The sequence below is a fragment of the Cellulosimicrobium sp. KWT-B genome (genome assembly GCF_002127155.1).
Classification (GTDB): Bacteria; Actinomycetota; Actinomycetes; order Actinomycetales; family Cellulomonadaceae; genus Cellulosimicrobium; species Cellulosimicrobium funkei.
On the sequence record NZ_NEDO01000003.1, the window covers coordinates 442,757 to 461,513 of the forward strand.

General features: G+C 70.0%; 17 protein-coding genes and 2 pseudogenes. 8 read left to right on the top strand and 11 right to left on the bottom strand.

Annotated elements, in window-relative coordinates:
- Positions 1 to 563: 563 nt before the first annotated feature.
- Both B9L22_RS20515 and B9L22_RS20520 read left to right on the top strand, forming a co-directional pair.
- Positions 564 to 1,189, top strand: a pseudogene (locus B9L22_RS20515) (tyrosine-type recombinase/integrase); the annotation flags it as partial.
- A 3-nt stretch (positions 1,190 to 1,192) separates the two neighbouring features.
- Positions 1,193 to 1,537 (top strand): hypothetical protein, encoded by a 345-nt coding sequence (locus tag B9L22_RS20520; protein WP_233140095.1) that lies wholly within the window; start codon positions 1,193 to 1,195, stop codon positions 1,535 to 1,537.
- A gap of 458 nt (positions 1,538 to 1,995) precedes the next feature.
- On the opposite strand, the gene B9L22_RS11925 is transcribed toward B9L22_RS20520, so the two are convergent.
- Positions 1,996 to 2,640 (bottom strand): hypothetical protein, encoded by a 645-nt coding sequence (locus B9L22_RS11925; RefSeq protein WP_086150511.1) that lies wholly within the window; start codon positions 2,638 to 2,640, stop codon positions 1,996 to 1,998.
- A gap of 299 nt (positions 2,641 to 2,939) precedes the next feature.
- Here B9L22_RS11925 and B9L22_RS11930 point away from each other — a divergent pair, with 299 nt between their 5' ends.
- Entirely contained in the window at positions 2,940 to 4,187 is a 1,248-nt protein-coding gene (locus B9L22_RS11930; protein ID WP_143317264.1) for a PIN-like domain-containing protein, read from the top strand.
- Between the two features lie 358 nt (positions 4,188 to 4,545).
- Here B9L22_RS11930 and B9L22_RS11935 read toward each other — a convergent pair whose 3' ends face one another.
- The 9 genes and pseudogenes from B9L22_RS11935 to B9L22_RS11970 all read right to left on the bottom strand — a co-directional run bounded on the left by B9L22_RS11935 (position 4,546) and on the right by B9L22_RS11970 (position 11,036).
- Positions 4,546 to 5,067, bottom strand: a complete 522-nt coding sequence (locus tag B9L22_RS11935; protein ID WP_086150513.1) for a Pycsar system effector family protein — start codon at positions 5,065 to 5,067, stop codon at positions 4,546 to 4,548.
- Positions 5,067 to 5,774: an adenylate/guanylate cyclase domain-containing protein gene (locus B9L22_RS11940; protein WP_086150514.1), complete on the bottom strand. Its 708-nt coding sequence runs from the start codon at positions 5,772 to 5,774 to the stop codon at positions 5,067 to 5,069. Before B9L22_RS11940 ends, B9L22_RS11935 begins: the two co-directional genes overlap by 1 nt.
- Positions 5,775 to 5,970: 196 nt before the next feature.
- Positions 5,971 to 6,801, bottom strand: a complete 831-nt coding sequence (locus tag B9L22_RS11945) for a CPBP family intramembrane glutamic endopeptidase (protein WP_158097200.1) — start codon at positions 6,799 to 6,801, stop codon at positions 5,971 to 5,973.
- Positions 6,719 to 7,369 (bottom strand): hypothetical protein, encoded by a 651-nt coding sequence (locus tag B9L22_RS11950; RefSeq protein ID WP_086150516.1) that lies wholly within the window; start codon positions 7,367 to 7,369, stop codon positions 6,719 to 6,721. The genes B9L22_RS11945 and B9L22_RS11950 overlap by 83 nt, the downstream gene beginning before the upstream one ends.
- Entirely contained in the window at positions 7,366 to 7,539 is a 174-nt protein-coding gene (locus B9L22_RS20065) for a hypothetical protein (protein ID WP_158097201.1), read from the bottom strand. The genes B9L22_RS11950 and B9L22_RS20065 overlap by 4 nt, the downstream gene beginning before the upstream one ends.
- 355 nt (positions 7,540 to 7,894) lie before the next feature.
- Positions 7,895 to 8,578, bottom strand: coding sequence for an Abi family protein (locus tag B9L22_RS11955; RefSeq protein ID WP_086150517.1), 684 nt, complete (start codon positions 8,576 to 8,578; stop codon positions 7,895 to 7,897).
- An 802-nt stretch (positions 8,579 to 9,380) separates the two neighbouring features.
- A complete protein-coding gene (locus B9L22_RS19755; protein WP_143317266.1) occupies positions 9,381 to 9,662 on the bottom strand; it encodes a hypothetical protein in 282 nt (93 codons plus the stop codon).
- Positions 9,663 to 9,778: 116 nt separating this feature from the next.
- Positions 9,779 to 10,656, bottom strand: a pseudogene (locus B9L22_RS11965) (IS5 family transposase).
- A 71-nt stretch (positions 10,657 to 10,727) separates the two neighbouring features.
- A complete protein-coding gene (locus B9L22_RS11970; protein ID WP_086150519.1) occupies positions 10,728 to 11,036 on the bottom strand; it encodes a helix-turn-helix domain-containing protein in 309 nt (102 codons plus the stop codon).
- 163 nt (positions 11,037 to 11,199) lie between these two features.
- Between B9L22_RS11970 and B9L22_RS11975 the strand changes: the two genes are divergently transcribed.
- The 5 genes from B9L22_RS11975 (at position 11,200) to B9L22_RS11995 (ending at position 17,340) form a co-directional block, all read left to right on the top strand.
- Entirely contained in the window at positions 11,200 to 12,048 is an 849-nt protein-coding gene (locus B9L22_RS11975; RefSeq protein WP_158097202.1) for a metallophosphoesterase, read from the top strand.
- A 718-nt stretch (positions 12,049 to 12,766) separates the two neighbouring features.
- Positions 12,767 to 12,988: an integrase core domain-containing protein gene (locus tag B9L22_RS11980; RefSeq protein WP_086150521.1), complete on the top strand. Its 222-nt coding sequence runs from the start codon at positions 12,767 to 12,769 to the stop codon at positions 12,986 to 12,988.
- Positions 12,989 to 13,050: 62 nt separating this feature from the next.
- Positions 13,051 to 13,788, top strand: a complete 738-nt coding sequence (locus tag B9L22_RS11985) for a site-specific integrase (protein WP_158097203.1) — start codon at positions 13,051 to 13,053, stop codon at positions 13,786 to 13,788.
- 699 nt (positions 13,789 to 14,487) lie between these two features.
- Entirely contained in the window at positions 14,488 to 16,410 is a 1,923-nt protein-coding gene (locus B9L22_RS20070; RefSeq protein ID WP_086150523.1) for an alpha/beta hydrolase domain-containing protein, read from the top strand.
- 63 nt (positions 16,411 to 16,473) lie between these two features.
- Positions 16,474 to 17,340, top strand: coding sequence for a PAC2 family protein (locus B9L22_RS11995; RefSeq protein ID WP_021482086.1), 867 nt, complete (start codon positions 16,474 to 16,476; stop codon positions 17,338 to 17,340).
- 46 nt (positions 17,341 to 17,386) lie between these two features.
- Here the strand turns inward: B9L22_RS11995 and mshC are convergent, their stop codons facing one another.
- Complete coding sequence (gene mshC / locus B9L22_RS12000) at positions 17,387 to 18,661, bottom strand: cysteine--1-D-myo-inosityl 2-amino-2-deoxy-alpha-D-glucopyranoside ligase (RefSeq protein WP_085387864.1); 1,275 nt, start codon at positions 18,659 to 18,661, stop codon at positions 17,387 to 17,389.
- Positions 18,662 to 18,757 lie beyond the last annotated feature (96 nt).

The following is an 18,757-nucleotide window of genomic DNA, read 5'->3' on the forward strand; positions in this document are numbered from 1 at the left end:
CCCCGTTCTGGCGCGAGATCAACACGAGCCCGCTGCGCGGCGAGATCGACCGCTTCCTCGACGCCGCCGAGACGATCGGGTTCGCGGTCCGCACCCGCATCGCCACCGGGTCCCAGGTCCCGGCCCGGTTGCTGATCCAGACCGGCCGACGCCTCGAGGAACTCACCCTCGACGATCTCAACGAGTTCACCGCGGCCTGCTACGAACGCCGACAACGCACCGGCATCGTGCACGAGCACTACCTGTCCGCGATCAGCAACACCCACCGCGTGCTCTACCACCTCGGCGTCCTCGACACCCTGCCCACGCAGCCCGGACGCCCCGCCCAGGACCTCGACGACCGGCTCGCCGGCGTCACCGCGCCGATCCGGGCGGAGATGATCGCCTACCCGGAACGCAAGCGAGCTACGTGCAGCCCGCACCACGTCACGTCCATCGCGACGAAGCTCGACCAGTTCGGCACCTTCCTCACCGAGCTCGACCCCACCCTGACGACCCTCGGCGACCTGGACGGCCGCAACCACATCGAACCGTGGCTGGCCGCACTGACCCAGGCCGCAAGGATGCGCGACGGCGAGCCCCTCACTGCCGCGAACCGCAACCGTCGCGTGACCACGGTGGCCACGTTCCTGACTGACATCTCCGAATGGGTCTGGGATGCCGCGCCCTCGCGCAAGGTCTTGTTCCGCGAGGACATCCCCCGGCTCCCCAAGGTCTTGCCGCGCTACCTGCCCGTCGACGTCAACCGCCGCCTGACCGCCGCACTGACCGAGCACCCGGTGAACGAGCTCGCCGCTCTCGCGATCCGCCTCCAGCGCGCCTGCGGCCTACGGATCGGCGAGCTCCTCGACCTCGAGTTCGACTGCGTCCACGAGATCGATGGCAACGGCGCCTGGCTCAAGGTCCCCCTCGGGAAGCTGGACACCGAACGCATAGCCCCCCTCGACAACGAGACCCTCGTAGACCGCATCATCGAGGTCCGTTCGCACGGCCGCCCGATCCGCCACCCGCGCTACCGCCGCCCCGCGCAGTTCCTCCTCACCCACCACGGCCGCCGCATCAGCAACGCCGCGATCCGCGAGGAGCTCAACCGCGCCACCCGGGCCGCGGCCTGGAGCACGTCACCACCCACCAGCTGCGGCACACCTACGCCACCGCACTCGTCAACGCCGGCGTCTCCCTGCAATCCCTCATGGCCCTGCTCGGACACGCCAGCGCAGGCATGAGCCTGCGCTACGGACGCCTCTTCGACACCACCGTCCGTCGCGAGTACGACCGCGCGCTCGAGCTCGCGAAGACGCAGGCACCCAGCATTGTTGGCGGTCCTGAGTCGACGAGTGGACAACGAGTCCAGCTCCCGCTGGCCGACATCACCGGCGGCAAGGACTGGCGCACCACACCCCTGCTCAAGTCCCGCATGGCAGGCGGCTTCTGCCTCAGAACACCCGCGCAGGGCTCCTGCAGCTACGCCAACATCTGCGAGCACTGCCCCAGCTACCGCACCGAACCCTCGTCACTACCCATCCTCGCCGCCTAACGCGTCGACGCCCAAGCCCTCGCCCACGACGCCGAACAACGAGGCTGGATCAGCGAAGCCCAACGCCACCACCAACTCATCGAACGCCTCGACGCCCTCATCGCAGGCGCCAACGAAGCCAGTTGATGCCGGGAGTTTCGCGTTTCCAGACGCACACGGGGCCCGCGCCCAACTGGACGCGGACCCCGTGACACCTGGGTCGACGCGGCGAACGAGCAGCCGCGATGGGTCAGGACGTGTGAGGCTCCTGATGATGTGAGCGTCGGGTCCGCCCGAGAGCGATTCCTGCATAGAGAAGCGCAAGCACGGGACCGAGGACCGGAAGGACGACCGCCGCGAGGATCGCAGCCAGACCCAGTCGGAGGTCTCCACCGCGATGAATCGCGGCGAGGGAGAGGGCTATCGCGCAGATCGTCAGAGCGAAGACAGCGATCTCGATGCCGTTCAGACCAAACATGCTAGAGGCTCCACGTCTTGATGATCGTGCCGTTCCCGTTCACCCGCAGGCCCTGGATCCCATGCTGAGTGGGCTGCGCCGGACGCGTCAGCCACACCTCGGTGCGGCACGTGGCTGTTCCATCGGAGTTCAGGGACTGCGTGTTGATCTTGTCCCACTGGCGCAGCGGGACGTAATTCGTGATGACTCCGTAGCAGGAGCTGATCCTGGTGACGCGGCTACCGCTGTAGGAGTAGTTGATGTTGGTCTGCACCTGCGCGTAGGTGACGCCAAGAATCTTCCAGTTCTGGCGGTACCAGCTCGTACGCGTGCCCGTTGCAGCCGTCGTCACAGCCCGTGACGACACCGCAGACAGCTCCGGGGCGTACTCCTCAGTCACTTCGACCACCGAGTACTCGTCTTCGACGAGAGCCTCTGCGCCGGGGACACCGAAGTTCGGATCCTCCAGCACGGTGTTTACAACGGCCTTCTGGTCGTCTGTAAGGGCGTTCCACTTCGCGAGCTCACCGGCTGGCAGCGATTCAGCCGCCTGCTCCGCAAGGGTCGGCTCGCCCTCCGCAGCGCTCGCGAGCCCCGGGCTCACTGCCCCGAGCCCCAGCGCCAAGATGCCCACGAGCGACGCCCGAGCGATCTTTGTACCTCTCATGACAGACCTGCCCCCACTTCTTGCCCACCTGCTTGTGTGTCCCCGCCACCATGCCACAGCCGATCGTGGTGCACCAGGACGAGAACCTTGCGTGCCTCCCCAACCCGGATTAGCCGGGGAATACGTCTCGCGCGAGGGACGCGAGGGGTGGGCGTGGCTCTGGGCAGACGCCGTCGAGCGCCGCTGAGCCCAGACGCGACGAGCCCCGACCAACTCAGGGGGTAGCCGGTCGGGGCGTCGTCGTGCGGGAGCGTATCGGCCCCCACCGACAGCGAGCGCCGAGGGCGTAGCGTGTGCGCGTGCGATCCCAGTTCAGCCACCACTACGAGCGGCCCGACGACGACGAGGTCAACGCCGCCCTGCGTGAGGCGGCGGTCGTGCTGGACACCAACGTGCTGCTCGGGCTCTACCGCGTCTCCAAGGAGTTGCGCACGACACGACTCAAGGTGCTGGAGGCGATCGGCCCCCGGCTCTTCGTCCCCCATCAGGTGGGCGTCGAGTTCCACCGCAACCGTCGCGAGGTCGCGGCCGGGATCGGTACCGCGTACGAGACGGTCCGCGTCGCGGCGGTCGAGTTCCAGAAGGTCGCGAAGGCCTTCGGCGGGGGCGAGGGCCGCTACGACGAGACGACCACTCGCGTGAAGGAGCTCGTCAACCCTCTGGTCAAGCAGATCATCGACGGACTCGATGAGCTCGAGAAGGACGACCCGCACCGCATCGACCAGAGCGACGACCCCGTTCTCGCCCAGCTCGAAGCGCTGCTCGACGACGACCAGGTCGGCCGAGCCCCTCGGGCGAAGAAACTCGCGAAGCGTGCTCGCGACTTCGAGACGGTCCGCGTGCCTCTGCGCCTACCCCCGGGGTTCGACGACGCCCACAAGATCACTGGCCGTGGCGTGGCCGCCGCAGCGGGTGACTACCTGCTGTGGTGCGAGGTGCTCGCCTACGCCAGGAAGAACGGGACCGACGTCGTCCTCATCACCGACGACGCCAAGAGCGACTGGTGGCAGAAGGTCCCGGGCGGGCGCGACGTGCCGCACCCTGTGCTGGTGTCGGAGTTCCGGCGCGAGACAAGCCAGAGGTACTACCAGCTCTCCACGCGCGAGCTCTTGAGGAAGGCTGACGACGCCCTCGCCATCTCCGTCACGTCCCAGAACCTGGAGGAGGAGGACGAGCTTGCAGCGGCGGTCGAGGCCGAGCGGGCCATGGAGCAGCTCGCCAACTTCCGGAGCCGTCTCACCGTGTCCGCGGCAGCGTCCGCCGTCGAGAACGATCTCCGCCAGACCTTCGGCGACCCCTGGGAGCTCCCCGAGAGCGATCGGAAGCGCCTGATCGACGCAGCCAACCGTGCGATGGGGGTCGATCCTTCACTGAACTCGAGGCTCCACGAGATTGGCCATCTCATCGGCAGCCAGTACGCGCTGACCCCCGCGGCGGCGGCGGCGCTGGAGCGGCTGCGCCAAGCGATCAGCGTCGCTTACTCCGCGCGAGGCGCTTCGGAGCAAGAACCGCCGCCCGAAGAACTCGGCGACGAGGGCACAAGCTGAAGCGAGATCAGCCGCTGACAGGGCGACCCTCGTCGAGTTGTGTGGAGGCGACACCGGGCCCTCTCCCCCAGCCAAGGTGACTACCCAGGCTAGGACTGATCGCCCGCAGCGGAGGGATGCTCCTGGTCCAGCAAGCCGCAGTCTGTTCCTGGCGTGGGCACGACAACTCGTCCTGGGAGCAACAACTTGCCGCGCGCCCTGTGCTCAGTGGCCCGGCCGACGGCGTCGTCGTCCACACCACGACAGCCGTACGGCGGATCTGCTCCGCTGCGCCCGACCCGCCGGTGAGTGGATCGGCGTCGAGTGACACCACCAGCTGAGATCAAGGCCCCGGAAGACCCCTTCGGTGGAATGGGTCTCAGCCTGTCTGGGTCATCAAGGCCACGACGAGCAGGAGCGCGCCGCCGAGCACCCCTAGCCAGATCGACCATGCGACTCGCACATGTTTGGTCCAGGCGATCTGGGCCATGGTGACGATCTGGCGGCTGATCTGCGGCAGCGGGTCCTGGGTGCGGAGTCGGTGCGTGAGGTCGTCCGGATCGAGGAAGCGAGCGTGTCCGAAGTAGATGGCGTTGGTGTTCGCTCCCTGCCGCAGTCCTCGGCTACGAAGTCGTGGGCTGACGACATTGGCAGCGAGGCCGGCACCGGTGAGCAGGCTCGTGACGCACGCACCGTAGAGCACGTACTCGAGTGGGGAGCCCAGGTGGTTGAACAAGGTCACCACGACGACGAGAAGGGCGGAGTGGATCGTGAGAGCGAACGCAGCCTTTGCGTCGACCTTCCCCGTCCAGTCGCTCTGGGCGTCGTGGATCCGCCAGGCGGTGTCGAGCGCCTCCGGCTCCTGGCTTTTCGCTGGGCCGCTTGGTGTCTTGCGGCCCATCAGATGCCCCAGTAGGCGCTCGTGCCCCAGACGGTGTACTTCTTTCCTCCGACGTCGTGGAGGTAGCTCAGGCGCGACCAGATCTGCTGCAAGTTGTCGAACTTGAGGTGTTCCTCGCTCAGCTGCTCCTTGACGTTGTCGGTGATGAAGATGCTGTGGCCGGGTGCGCGGATGTCGCTGAGCTTGGCCGCTACGTTGGGTGAGGCGCCGATGGAGATCAGGTCGTTGTTGTCGCGGATACCGCCCCGGATGACGAGTGCTTCTCCGCTGTCGATGCCGATACCGTGCTGAATGTTGCAGAAGTCTGCACCGTCGCTGAACCCATCCCTAATGGCGGGGCGGATCACTTCGATCACCGCCCAGTTGATGGCGAGCGCAGCGCGCACCGCGCGGTCTTCCTTGTCGTTGCCCATAAAGATGGCCATGACCCGGTCGCCGTCGAAGCTGCGGATGTGACCGCCCTTGTGCCGCAGGATGCGGGTGGCGGTGTTCACGTAGGCCTTGACGATCTTCGCGGTCGCTTCTGGAAGGAGGCTCTGCGCAAGCTTGGACGAACCTGCCAGGTCGGCGTAGAGGTACACCGCGTCAAGACGCCGACCACCGTTGCGCAGCACGACATCCTCGGTCTTCGGCACGACCGTCCCGTCAGTGATGTTCCAGCTGGTGGAGAAGATCTGACTGACGCTGGTCTCGATGGTCGGGAACATCCCTCACCTCACGGTGCCGCTCTTCGGCGCCCGGTCGATAGTGGCCGCCGCCACCCGCAGCGCGGGTGCGTCGGCACCCTATGCCAGCAACAGCTCCCGATGGCACGCCGGAGCGGGTGAACTTCTGGAAGGCGTTGGAACCCTCACCGCCATGCCGCCCGGTCCAGCGTCCGCGCAGCTCCGCAGCTTCGCGCGGCTACCCGAGGACCCAGGCGAGACCGACGCAGGCGTTCATGACGGTGTGCGCCACGAAGGCCGGCCACAGCGACCTGGTCATCACGGCGGCGGTCCCGTAGAGCAGGCCGCTCGTGGTGGCCGTGACCGCGTTGAGCACCGACCAGTCGAGGTGTGCCAGACCGAAGTTGACGCTGCTGACGACGAGAGCGCCCACAACGAGTGCACGCCTGATGCCGGGCCGAGGCACCCACCAGGCCACCGCTGCTACGACCAGGAGGAGCGTGCCGCGGTGCCAGACCTCTTCCCAAGCTGGGGAGTAGATGGCGAGGTAGAGGACGGCGGCCCACGACGGCGCACCGGCGACGGCGTCGTTGCGGGCGTCCGGCGCGGCGGTGGCCGCGAGCGCCGGGACGGCGGTGAGCGCAAGGTTGGCGGCGAACGCCAGAAGGCCGGCCGCGAGGCCGACGGCGAGGAGCTGCACGGCGTGGCGGCGGTTCCGTGGTGTGAGCCCGAGGTGATCGGCGAAGAGTCCGATCCACACTCGGGTGCGTCGCCATGCGCGGGCGAAGTCGCCTCTGACGGAGGTGTGCCGGCGCAGTGTCACCAGCTCGATCACGACGAGCACCGCGACGAGGGCGAGTGCCACTGTCAGGGCGATGACCAGCAGCCCGCGGACGTCTTCGAACGGGACGATGCCGGGAAGGGTATTCGCGACGGTGATGCTCGTCGCGGCCGCGAGCAGGAACAGCGCGATGAAGAACACGAGCTCAGCGAAGGCGGCTTGGCCGAACGTGCTGAGGCGTCGCCAAGTCGCGTTCGGCCGGCGGAGGGTTGTGCTGGTGGTGGTCATGGTGCCCCCTGAAGTCATGCGCGGGATCGTCTCGTGCCCCACCCACACTCCGGCGAGGGTGGGGCACGAGGTGTTGCGTCAGTGCCAGTTGATGCGGTCGCGGTCGGCCTCGCGGCGGGGCTGGGCACAGGTCGCACCTGAGGTGGTCGTCGCCAGCGCCCGTCTCGCTCCAGTCGCTCGTCCCGTTGTAGACGGCCGTTACCCGTCCGCCGAGGTGCACGGTCGTGCGCCAGGTGCGTTCGTACCCCGTCTCGGTCAGGGTCCAGCGGTGGTGTCCGTCGCGGTGGCCAGGGCACGGCTCGTCGCCGAGCGCCTGGGCGGCGGTGTCGTCGCGCTCGTCGAGTAGCGCGAGGGCGTCGCCGAGGGCGTTGCGAACGTCTGTCGCGGTGCCGGTGAGGATGACGACGTCGTCGGAGCCGAAGACGGTGCCGAGTTCGTCGCTGACGTCGAGGTGGTCGTCGTCGCCGTCACCGTCGGTCGGCTCACCGTCCCAGCGTTGGCCCTGCTCGACGAGCGTGAGGCCCAGGGAGAAGTGCCCGGCCTCGATCCACTCCACGTGCGTGCTCATGCGGAGCGCTCGATGACGACGTCGTCGCCATGGCCGAGCGAGGCAGTCAGGCGGCGGCACTCGCACCTGAGCGCGCCCAGGCCAGCCGCCGCCCAGTCGGCGACGTCGTCGGCCGCGACGGGGCGCAGGCGTGCGCCTCCGGTCGTGGCGCCGGTGTGCTGCGCGGCCATGCCCGCACAGGCGGATCCCCCGCAGACCCAGCGGTCATGCGCGAGGTAGATCCGGTCGGGGTCGAGTACGGGCGTGGTGCGTCATGGCTCCTCCAGCGGGAGTCCGAGGCCGATGGTCAGCCGGCCGAGGTGGTTTGGTCCTCCTGACGCTACCCACACGAGCCCACGCTGGACGTACATCCTGACCCTGCACCCGGACCCCATGCCGTCGGCCGCCGTGCCGTCTCAATCTCGAGCGGCCGACACCCCCGCGGCTTCTGAGCCCTGCGAAACGCCTCTGATGACTTCACCCGGGTCGGCGTGCAGAGCAGGGCTGGACAAGGCCTATAGCCCCCAGAGTGCGCATCGATGCCCCCTACGGGACGAGAAGGGGAGAGGCCGCGAGCAAGGCGGGAACGACCGAGTTGGTTTCGATCCAGGTGCGCAGCTCGGGGTCGATGTGGCCGGCGACGTCGAGCAGCTGGTCGTGCAGCTGGTCGCAGGCCAGCGGCCAGATGCGGTGGTGGTGCCCGATCCGGTTACGCAGGTCGCGCAGGTCGCTGATCGGGTCCGCGACGGTCTCCCTGGTGCGGTCGGGTGCGTGCGGAAACGCGTGCGCGAGGTCGGGCCACAGGTTGGTCCACCTCTTCGACACGAGCTGGTGCCACAGGCCGAACGACGTCTCGGAGAGGACCTGCCCGTGGGAGTGCGCCTTCATATTCTGGCGCACCCGGTCCCGGGCGGTCGCGATGTCCCGGTAGGGCTGGCGGTGCTTCTTCGGGTCCTGCAAGTTGCGGCCGAGCTCCCCGCGGGGGTCGTCCAGCCACGTGTTCGGCAGTCCTAGAGCGACGTGGCGGGCTTGCATGCGCGCGTCCAGTGCGTTGCGTAGCGCGACCTCCAGGTGGCCGAGGTCGACGAAGAACGCGGCGGCGAGCTGGGCGTTCCACCGGTACAGCTCCAGCGCCCGGGCCTTGTCGCCGGCGAACTGGCCGAGGTACTGACGCAGCCGAGGCTCACTGATGTGAGGCTCGAGAGCGTCGTAGGGGTCCTGCTTGCTCATGCCACCCGTTCCCACGTATCGTGTTTGCCAACACCCCGGAACCGTCCCTGTAACTCCCTCGGGAGTCGATCAAACGGCCGGGGTTTTGCTTTGCCTGGGGCACGATCGCAGAACCGCAGTCGTAGCGTCCAGCGCTGAGCTTCGATCAGCGTGGAGGGCGTGCCGAACGCCGTGATCCCAGCGGAAGCGGCCTCGCGCCGGGATCGACGAGCGCTTCTCTTCCGCGGTCCTTCTCGACGTACCTTTTCGGCCGCTCCCGCGGCTATGACAGCAGGCGTCGTCTCGCTCCATCACGCGCTGCGCGTCGTCCCCGCGAGGACCTAGACGAGCCAGGCGACGAGGGTGCGGCGGGTGATGCCTGCGCGGGCGGCGAGGTCAACCTTCGTGTGCAGCTGGGCGCGGTAGAGACCCCGGACGGCGGTGCGCAGCAGCGCACGTCGGTGTGCCTCGGCGTCGTCGGCGGCGCCGCTGGTGGGTGTGCCGTTGGCGGTGAGCTAGGGCGTGTTGCTATTCCGGTTATGCGGCGGGGGCAGGCTGGCTCGCCTCATCCGTGGACACGTCGCGCAACACGACGTGGGGCGGATCCCCGCCACGAGCGTCCGGCTGTTCCAGGCAGTTCAGTAGTGTGCGAGCACTTGCCGGACTGCGTGGCCGAGGCGCGAACGGACGTGGTCCAGCTCGTCTTCCTGGAGCGCGTAGTCGTTCCGGGCGCCATTCAGAACGCCAATCTCAAACCTGGCGAAACCCATCGCCCAGTCGTAGTCCAGATCGTTCAACGACGTCAGTGCGCCACTGCACGGAGTCACGACGTCGAGCTGGGCAAGGTCGTTCGCTCGCTCGTCCAGCATTTCGAAGACCCAGTCCAGGTCGACGCTGCAGCTGCATGCTGGGACTTTGCCTCGGACGTGTTCACGCCGGAGTCGATGAACCTCACCTGGTCGTAGAACTCGTGGCCCTCGGCGTCGGCAGAGCCGTTCGGCGCGGAGAACAAGCTCGCCACATAGGACGTCGCCGCCACGGCCGCTGCGCGTGTGGGTTGCCAGCTCACCTGCGTCGGGATCAGCCGGATGTAGTCATCGCTCACGCCATCAGGATGCCCGAGATGGACAACTGAGGTTCGCAGCTCATCATGGGGCCACTCCTGATCCTCGATCCGCCGAGGCCCGGGCTACCCCAGTCCCAGGCCGTGGTGGCCTAGCTTCAGGTGAGCCAGTGGAGGGTGGCGGCGAGGCACTGACCAGAGTGGTGATTGCGGGCGGTCTTGTCTGAGCGCATCGCGAGCCCGCGCCACTGCTTGAGCTTGTTGAAGCAGCGCTCGACGAGGTTGCGGCCCCGGTACCACTGCTGCTGTTCGTCGCTGAAGTCGATGGGCCGCCCGGGACGTTTGCGACGGTGGGCGATCTGGTCGTCGCGTTCCGGGATCGTCGCTGCGATGCCGCGCTCGCGCAGCCACGCCCTGTTCGCTCTGGACGGGTAGCCCTTGTCCGCCAGGAGACGGTCTGGGCGTTGACGTGGCCGGCCGGTCGCACCAGCCACGCAGATCTCGTCGAGCGTGGCGGTTAGCATCGTCGTGTCCGCCGCCTAACCACCGGTCAGAATGAACGCGAGTGCCCGGCCCTTGCCGTCCGAGACAAGGTGCGTCTTGGTCGTCAGACCGCCGCGGGAGCGGCTGATCGCGTGATCAGCGGGTTCATCGCCGAACTTCTTGTAGTTCGATCGTGCCCCCCTGTGTCCCTGGGCAGGGTCGCGCCATGCTGGTAGACGCGCACGATCGTGGAGTCGATCGACGCGACCCAGTCAACATCGCCAGCCTGGTGGGCCATCGACTGGACAGCTTCGAGCACGCGGGCCCAGACTCCGGCCTTGGACCTCCGGTCGAAGTTCTTGTAGATCGTGTTCCAGTTCCCGAACCGGTCGGGCAGGTCTCGCCAGGGCGCCCCGGTGCGGAACCGCCACGCCGTCCCCTCCACCACAGTGCGCCGGTCGACCGGCGGACGGCCAGTGGCCTTCACGCCCGGGAACAATGGCCCCAGCACGGCCCACACCTCGTCCGAGATCACATCACGCGACACACCCAGAAGCCTGACCCTCGGGGCACCGGATCTGGTTTAGCAACACGCCCTAGGCGGAGCCCCGGCCGCGCCGGCCGTCAGCGACCTCGCCGGATCCGGACCGCTGCGGGAGCCTCTCGCCGGCGCGCGCGGCCGCGGTCGGTGTTCATGGGGTCGAGCGCTGCGGCGAGGTCGTCCATGACGCCGAGCACCCGGGTCACGCGTAGCAGGTTCTCGGTGCTGACGGACTCGCCCTGCTCGATGGCGCGGAGCGTGGCGACCGAGATGCCGGCGCGCTCGGCGGCCAGGGCCTGGGCGATGCCGTCGAGCTTGCGCCAGGTCTGCAGGTGCTCGCCGACCGCGCGCAACGACCTGGTTTCCGCGGTCGGTGTGCGAGAGACGGTCATGTTGATCTCGGCGCCCGTTTCCGGGACCAAGCAGCGACCGCCACATCGACACGATCGCGGACCGTTGGGAATGCCCCAAGATCGACGGGCACCTCGTCGGGTGCATACGTGTGACGGTTGGCGCCTGAGCCAGTCCCGCGGGCACTCGTGCGAAGGTTGCCCTGTGAGCAAACCGGCCGCCCCCGACGAGGTGCTCGCCGCGGCTGCCCGGGTCGTGGTGATGGGTGACGTGCACGGGGAGGCGATGGCGGTTATCACCGCGCTTCAGGCTGCGGCTCGAACCGGCGTCACCGTGATCCTCAGCGTCGGGGACTTCGGCATCGGTCCCTGGCCAGGGGAGCGCAAGTCGTTCACCAAGGCCATCGATCGCTGGCTGACTCGCCTTGGCCTGTGGTTGTTCGTGACGCCCGGCAACCACGAGAACTACGACCGGATCGATGCCGCACCGCGCGACGAGTCGGGCGCGATCTACCTCGGTTCGCAGCTGCGCGCACTCCCCCGAGGCCACCGCCTCACCGTCGGCGGGCGCACGGTCGGCTCCCTCGGCGGCGCGGTGAGCGTTGACGTCGGACCGCGCCGCCAGCCCGGTCGCACCTGGTGGCCGCAAGAGCGCATCCTCGACAGCGACATCGAGGCACTCGGCAGCGAGCCCCTGGACATCCTCATCACGCACGAGGTCCCCGCGGCAGTCCCGGTCGAATCTCAGCTCCAGGTCCCGCCCAAGATCGCCGCTTCCGCGCATCGGGGCCGCGAACTGCTCGACCGCGCCGTGGCGACCACCCGCCCGCAACTCGTCCTGTCCGGGCACTGGCACCAGCGCGTCACCCACACCCGCACCTGGGACGACGGCACCACGACCCGGTACGAGGTCCTGCCGGAGGAGAATCGCCGCTTCAACTCCGTCGTCCTCGACCTGACCGACCTCGAAGGAGAACTCGTAGACCTGCGCGAATGGAGCCGAAGCCTGCACCGGGCCGACCGCGACTCCGCCGACGTGAGCGAAGCCCGCTGATGGCCAGCCTGGCGAGGTGGGACTTCGAGCGGGACCGGTCCGACATCCCACAAGTGCTGGTGTCGACCGCCAGCGGCGCGCAGCACCTGATCGACACGACGGCCACTCCACCGACCGTCACCCGCGTGATGCCCGTGGATCGAGAGGTCGACTACCTGGAGGTCCCTGACCCAGACGGCTACCACTCCGGACGCACGGTGTTCCTCGGCGAACAGCTTCGAGCCGACGACGAGCCATGGGCTTTGGCTGCGCTCCGCGCCGACGGAGCACCGGCCATTCTCGCTGGGACAATCGGCTCGGTGACGGTCGGCGAGCCGATGACCATGATCCTGCGCGCCCTGGTAGATCGGGGCACCACCTGTCGCACCACCACCGCGGTGACCAGGATCGAGCCATGGCTCGGATCCGCTCCAGACGCGAACCCTTCAAGGAGCGAGACCGGCCCCGGTAGAGGCTCCCGACTCCGGTGCGCCGCACGGCATCGACACTCGGCCAGAACCCCGGCCGGGCCGCCCGGTCACCTCGTACGCGGAGGGTGCCGCCCGCCGCGTCCGCGACTCGGGCGCTTCGACCCCCCAGGCGCCTCCGCGCCCTGTGCGCGCCGCACATCCAGGTGGCGAGGCTCCCCGGCTGGTGTGCAAGCGAAGGGTCTAGGGAAGGCTACGGTGGAGGCGCGCCGACGACCTAGCGATGGTGGTCGTACCATGCGAGATGGCGTATGGGCGGGACCCGCGACAACTCGATGATCGAGTCGTTTCGGTCGACCATGCAGCGAGAGCTCCTGGACCGCCGCCAGTGGGAAACCCGACCGGAACTGGCCTCGGCGATCTTCGAGTGGATCGAGGGCTTCTACAACGCAGTACGCCGCCACTCCGGGCTCGGCTACCGCAGCCCACTGAATTCGAAGCCCTTCACACCGCCGCCTCCCCGAGCGGCATGATCAACCAACCCTGTCCGGAGAAGCGGGTCAGGCTCCCTGGACGCCCCGCACATCTACCGGGCATGAACATCACCACACCCCCGCCACGACCCTCCTCAGACCGACGCAAGAACCGGCCGAGCGCCCCTCCGAGCGGCGACATCCAGCCCAACGCAGTATGGAACGCGGAGCAAGTCCGCTCGTTCTGCACCTGGGCGCTCGACACCAGCCGACCCTGGGCTCTCGCCTGGTCGATCTTGGCGCGCACCGGACTGCGCTCGGGCGAACTCCTCGGCATGGAGTGGCACGACGTCGACCTCGACGCAGGCACCCTCACGATCAGGCAGGCACTGCACTACAGCAAGGCCGCCCCACACGGGCAGCGCCCCGGGTTCAAGCCGCCCAAGCACGACCACGTCCGCACCATCCTCCTCGACGCCACCACGCGCGAGCACTTCGCCGCCATCAAAGGGCAGCGCCTCGACTTCCCAGCGGCCCTCGGGACGGAACACCGCGACCTCGTCTTCCCGCCGGGCAACGGGCGCTCAGCCAGCCAGTCCGCGCTACTGTCCGCCTTTCGCCGCGACCAGGAGCTCTACAGCGCCGCGAACCCCGGCGCTGAACTCCCGGGGCTCACGGTCAAGGACCTGCGGCACACCCACGCCGCACTGCTCTTCGCCCTGGGCGCCGACCCCAGAGTCGTCCAGGAACGCCTCGGGCACTCCAGCCCAGATGTCACCTACACCACCTACGCGCACCTGATGATCGCCACGCGGCAAGGTGCAACGAAGTGGCCGGACTACCTCGGCGAGGCCGTGTGACCTAGGCGGGCACTTTCCGATCCGTCAGGGGTGCTGTTGACCCGCGACTCCCCGCACCGGTAAGCCAGACCGTTGTTCCAACCCTAGCCATCAAGACCGCGTCGCAGAGACCCCCTGGACTAGAGCGATCAGGGGGTCTCTGCGCTGCCGCGGGGGCGCGTCGGTACTCCAGGGAACGGCCAGGTCCTCGTCGACGCCTCGGCACGAAGCGGGACCTCCAGGCCCATCTGGGGACGTCTCGGCGCATTCAGCCGGCGAGCGCCATGCATCACGCGATGAATCACCTCCCCGCCTTTCGGCCCGTTTTCGGGGCCTAGTCGCCGAGTTCAATGCGTCGAAAAGCGCGTCATTCCGCCAGTTACGGCTCTCAGCAAGCGTCCGTTGATTTCATGTCCCACAGGACGGCCTCGGGCAACGCGGGGACCTCGGGACGCCCGGCAGAGCGCTGACCTGCGGACGTGCTGTCAGGACGAGAAGGCAAAGCGGTCTCCATCAACGGTCATGCGACGAACCCCTGCACCCTCGACCCTAACCGGGCGGCTCCGCTGCGGGCGCGCGCAGCCGTTCTCGGCGTGCGGTGGCGCGCGACGGCTTCTGGCGACGCCGCTCCCGAACCCGCGCGCCGGTCGACAGAAGCGTGCGGCTTCCCTAGGCTGCTGAGCACCCGCCACGGCCGTCGGGCCCGACGAAGGAGTCGCCATGTCCGCACCCCCCGTCCGCCGCCCGCTCGCGCTCGCCCTCGCCGGGGTGCTCGTGCTCGCCGGGACCGCGCTCCCCGCGAACGCCGCCGTCCCCGACCCCGTGGTGACCGGCCCGGTGCCCACGACGACGGCGCCCGGCGACCCTGCCCACGGGTACCCCTTCCTCGCGACCGACTACGACCTGGCCGCGCGCGGCTACGTCGAGGAGGAGTTCTTCGTCGAGGGCGAGGCGACCCGCTACCAGGCGGACGGCGTGACGGACGCGACGGTCCTCAGCACCGGGCACGCGTTCCGCACGCGCGTCGTGGTGCGCCGGCCCATCGACCCCGCGACGTTCAACGGCACGGTGATCGCCGAGTGGTACAACGTCTCGAACCAGTGGGACCAGGAGGTCGACTGGTTCCAGACGCACGAGCACCTGGTGCGCGAGGGCTACGCGTGGGTCGGGGTGTCGGCGCAGCGGGCGGGCGTGCACTCGCCCACCGGCCTGCGGGCCTGGAGCCCCGAGCGCTACGGCACGCTCGACCTCACCGACGGCGGCACCGTGACCGACGACACCCTCTCGTGGGACGTCTTCAGCCAGGCCGTGGCCGCGGTGCGCGACCCCGCGGGCACGGCGCCGCTCGGTCCGCTCGAGGCGGAGCGCGTCGTCGCGACCGGGCACTCGCAGTCGGCGGGGCGGCTGTGGTCGTACGTGAACTCGGTCGACCCGCTCGCGGGGGTCGTCGACGCCGTCGTGCTACACGGCGGGGGCGGGCTGCTGCGCGACGGCCTCGAGACCCCGGTGTTCAAGATCAACAGCGAGACCGACGTCGCGATCGACCTCCTCGGGGCGGCGCAGCGCCAGCCCGACACCGACCTGCGGCGCACGTGGGAGGTCGCGGGCGCGTCGCACGGCGACTGGAAGCTCATCACCGACTACGGGCGGCTGCGGATCCGCGACGTCGGCTCCGCGCCCGGCGGCTACCCCGGGACGCCGCAGACGTGCGAGGAGCCGTCCGGCTCCCGCGTGCCCCAGCACCTGGTCCAGGCGTCGGTGTACGACCACGTGGCCGCGTGGGTCGCGGACGGGACCACCCCGCCGTCGGCGGCCCCCATCACGCTGTCCGACCAGGCGCCGCGCCAGGTGGTGCGCGACGAGCGCGGCTTGGGCCTGGGCGGCGTCCGGCTCGCGCAGCAGGACGTCCCGACGCGGATCAACTCCGGCGCCAACGCCGGGCCCGGGTTCTGCTTCCTCGACGGCGGCTCGCGCCCGGTGGACGACGCCACGCTCGCGGCCTGGTACCCGGACGCCGAGGACTACCGCGACGCCGTCGTCGCGTCGACCCGTGCCGCGGTGGAGGCGGGCTTCGTGGGTGCCGACGTCGCGGCCGACCCCTCCTGGTACACCGACGTCGTCGACCTCGTCGACGAGCGCGTCGCCGCGGGCACGGTCGAGCCGGAGGCCGGGGCGCAGGTCCAGGTCCCGATGCGGCGCGCGCTCGAGGCCGCGGACCGGCGTGACTGGGACGCGGCGCAGACCCTGGTCCAGGAGGCGCTCGCTCTCGGCTCCACGGCGATCGAGGACGCCGGCGCGTCGGCGAGCGTCGTGCGCTCGACCACGGCCGTGCTCGGCGTCCTCGCGCTGTCCGCCGCCCTCGACGGCCCCGACGTCTCCGCGACCGCCGTCCCGCGGTGCCTGGCCGGGCGGGCGTACGTCGCGGTCCGCGCGACGAACGACGGCGCGGTGCCCACGGACGTCACGCTGAGCACGCCGTTCGGCGAGCGCACCGTGGTGGGCGTCGCGCCCGGCGCGTCCGCGTACCAGTCGTTCTCGGCGCGCTCGGACACGCTCGACGCGGGCAGCGCGCGGGTGACGGCCACGGGAGACGGGCGGTCGTCGTCGGACGACATCGCCTACCCGGCGCTCGACTGCGGCTGAGGCGGCTACGCCGGGCGCGAACCCGCCCCGACGCCGCCGGGCCCGGCCGCATAGGCTGGGGTGATGACCGAGAACGCGACCGAGGGCACCCGCCAGACCGTGATGATCGCGGCGTTCGAGGGCTGGAACGACGCCGGGAGCGCCGCCACGGCCGCCCTCCAGCACCTGCACGAGGTGTGGGGCGCCGAGGACGTCGACGAGCTGGACCCGGAGGAGTACCACGACTTCCAGGTGAACCGCCCGGTCGTCACGACCGACGACGACGGCCGCCGCGAGATCACGTGGCCCACGACGACGATCGCGTCGGCGGTCCTGTCGCCGACGGGTCGCCGCGTGGTGCTCGTGCACGGCATCGAGCCGTCCATGCGCTGGCGCCGGTACTGCCGCGAGCTCCTCGACGTCGCGGAGGAGCACGGCGTGCGCACGGTCGTGACGCTCGGCGCGCTGCTCGCGGACGTGCCGCACACGCGGCCCATCCCCATGACGGCGACGTCGGAGAGCGTGGGCCTGCAGGCCGTGCTCGACGTCGAGCCGAGCACGTACGAGGGGCCGACGGGCATCGTCGGCGTCCTCCAGCACGCCGCGGCGGAGCGCGGGATGCAGTCGGTGTCGCTCTGGGCGGCCGTGCCGCACTACGTGGCGCACCCGCCGTCGCCCAAGGCGACGCTCGCGATCCTCGCGCGCATCGAGGAGCTGCTGTCCGAGCCGATCCCGCTGGGCGACCTGCCGGAGGACGCCGAGGCGTGGCAGCACGGCGTGGACGAGCTCGCCGCGGAGGACGCGGAGATCGCGGAGTACGTCCAGCAGCTCGAGGAGGCGAAGGACACGGCCGAGCTCCCCGAGGCGAGCGGGGAGGCCATCGCGCGCGAGTTCGAGCGCTACCTGCGCCGCCGCGACCGCGGCAACCCGGGCAAGGGCCCGACCGTCTGACGCACGGCCCGCCTGGCGGGCGGCGGTGCCAGCGCGGGGCGGCTCGTCAGAGCCGGACGCCCAGCAGGGCGTTCACCGCGCGCGCGACGACGCCCGGGGCGCCCTCCTCGTCGCGCGACGTGTCACGACCGGGCCGCAGCGACTCCGCGGCCCAGGCGTCCACGGCGGCGAGCGCCGTCGGGGCGTCGAGGTCGTCGGCGAGCGCGGCGCGCACGGCCGCGAGCGTCGCGGTCGCGTCCGGGCCACCGTTGCCGGACACGGCGTCGCGCCACGTCTCGAGACGTCGCACGCCCGCGGGCAGGTCGTCGTCGGTCCACTCCCACTCGCCGCGGTAGTGGTGCGCGAGCAGCGCGAGGCGGATCGCCATCGGGTCGACGCCCGTGGCCCGCAGGTTCGACACGAGCACGAGGTTGCCGCGCGACTTGCTCATCTTCTCGCCCTCGTACGCGACGAGTCCGGCGTGCACGTGCGCGCGGGGCGCACCGCCGCCTGCGAGCATGCGGTCGTGCGACGACGACATCTCGTGGTGCGGGAACAGCAGGTCCGCTCCCCCGCCCTGCACGTCGAACGGCAGGCCGAGCCCGTCGCGCGAGATGACGGCGCACTCCACGTGCCAGCCGGGGCGGCCGGTGCCGAGCGCGCCGCCGTCCCACGCAGGCTCGCCCGGGCGCTCGCGGCGCCACAGCAGCGGGTCGAGCGCGTCCTTCTTGCCCTCGCGGTCGGGGTCGCCGCCGCGCTCGGCGAAGAGGTGCTCCATGACGTCGCGCGCGAGGCGTGAGACCGAGCCGAACGCGCGGTCGGCAGAGAGGTCGGCGTAGACGTCGCCCAGCCCGGGGTCCGTGCCGCCGGCGCCGGGCTCGACCGGGACGCGGTACGCGAGGCCCGCGTCGAGGAGCTGGGTCACCGCGTCCACGACGGCGGGGATCGTCTCCACCGCGCCCTCGTAGACGTCGGGCGGGACGACGCCGAGCGCCGTCATGTCCTCGGCGAACAGCGCGGTCTGCTCGACGGCGAGCGCGCGCCAGTCGACGCCGGTCGCGGCGGCACGCTCCAGCAGCGGGTCGTCGACGTCGGTGACGTTCGACGCGTAGCGCACGCGGTGCCCGGCGTCCGTCCACGCGCGCACGAGCAGGTCGAACGCGACGTAGGTGGCCGCGTGGCCGATGTGCGTCGCGTCGTAGGGCGTGATGCCGCACACGTACAGGGTGGCGTCCTCGCCCGCGGCGGCGACGACGAGCTCACGGGTCGACGAGTCGTGCACCCGGACCGGGAGGCCTCGTCCGGGGAGCTCGGGGATCTGCGGGGCGGGCCAGCTGTGCACGCGTCAACCTTAGCCGCCGGGGCGCCGCCGTCGGACCGCCGTCCGGCACGCGAGCGACGCGCGGAGCCGCGCCCGACGGCGACCGGGCAGGTCCGT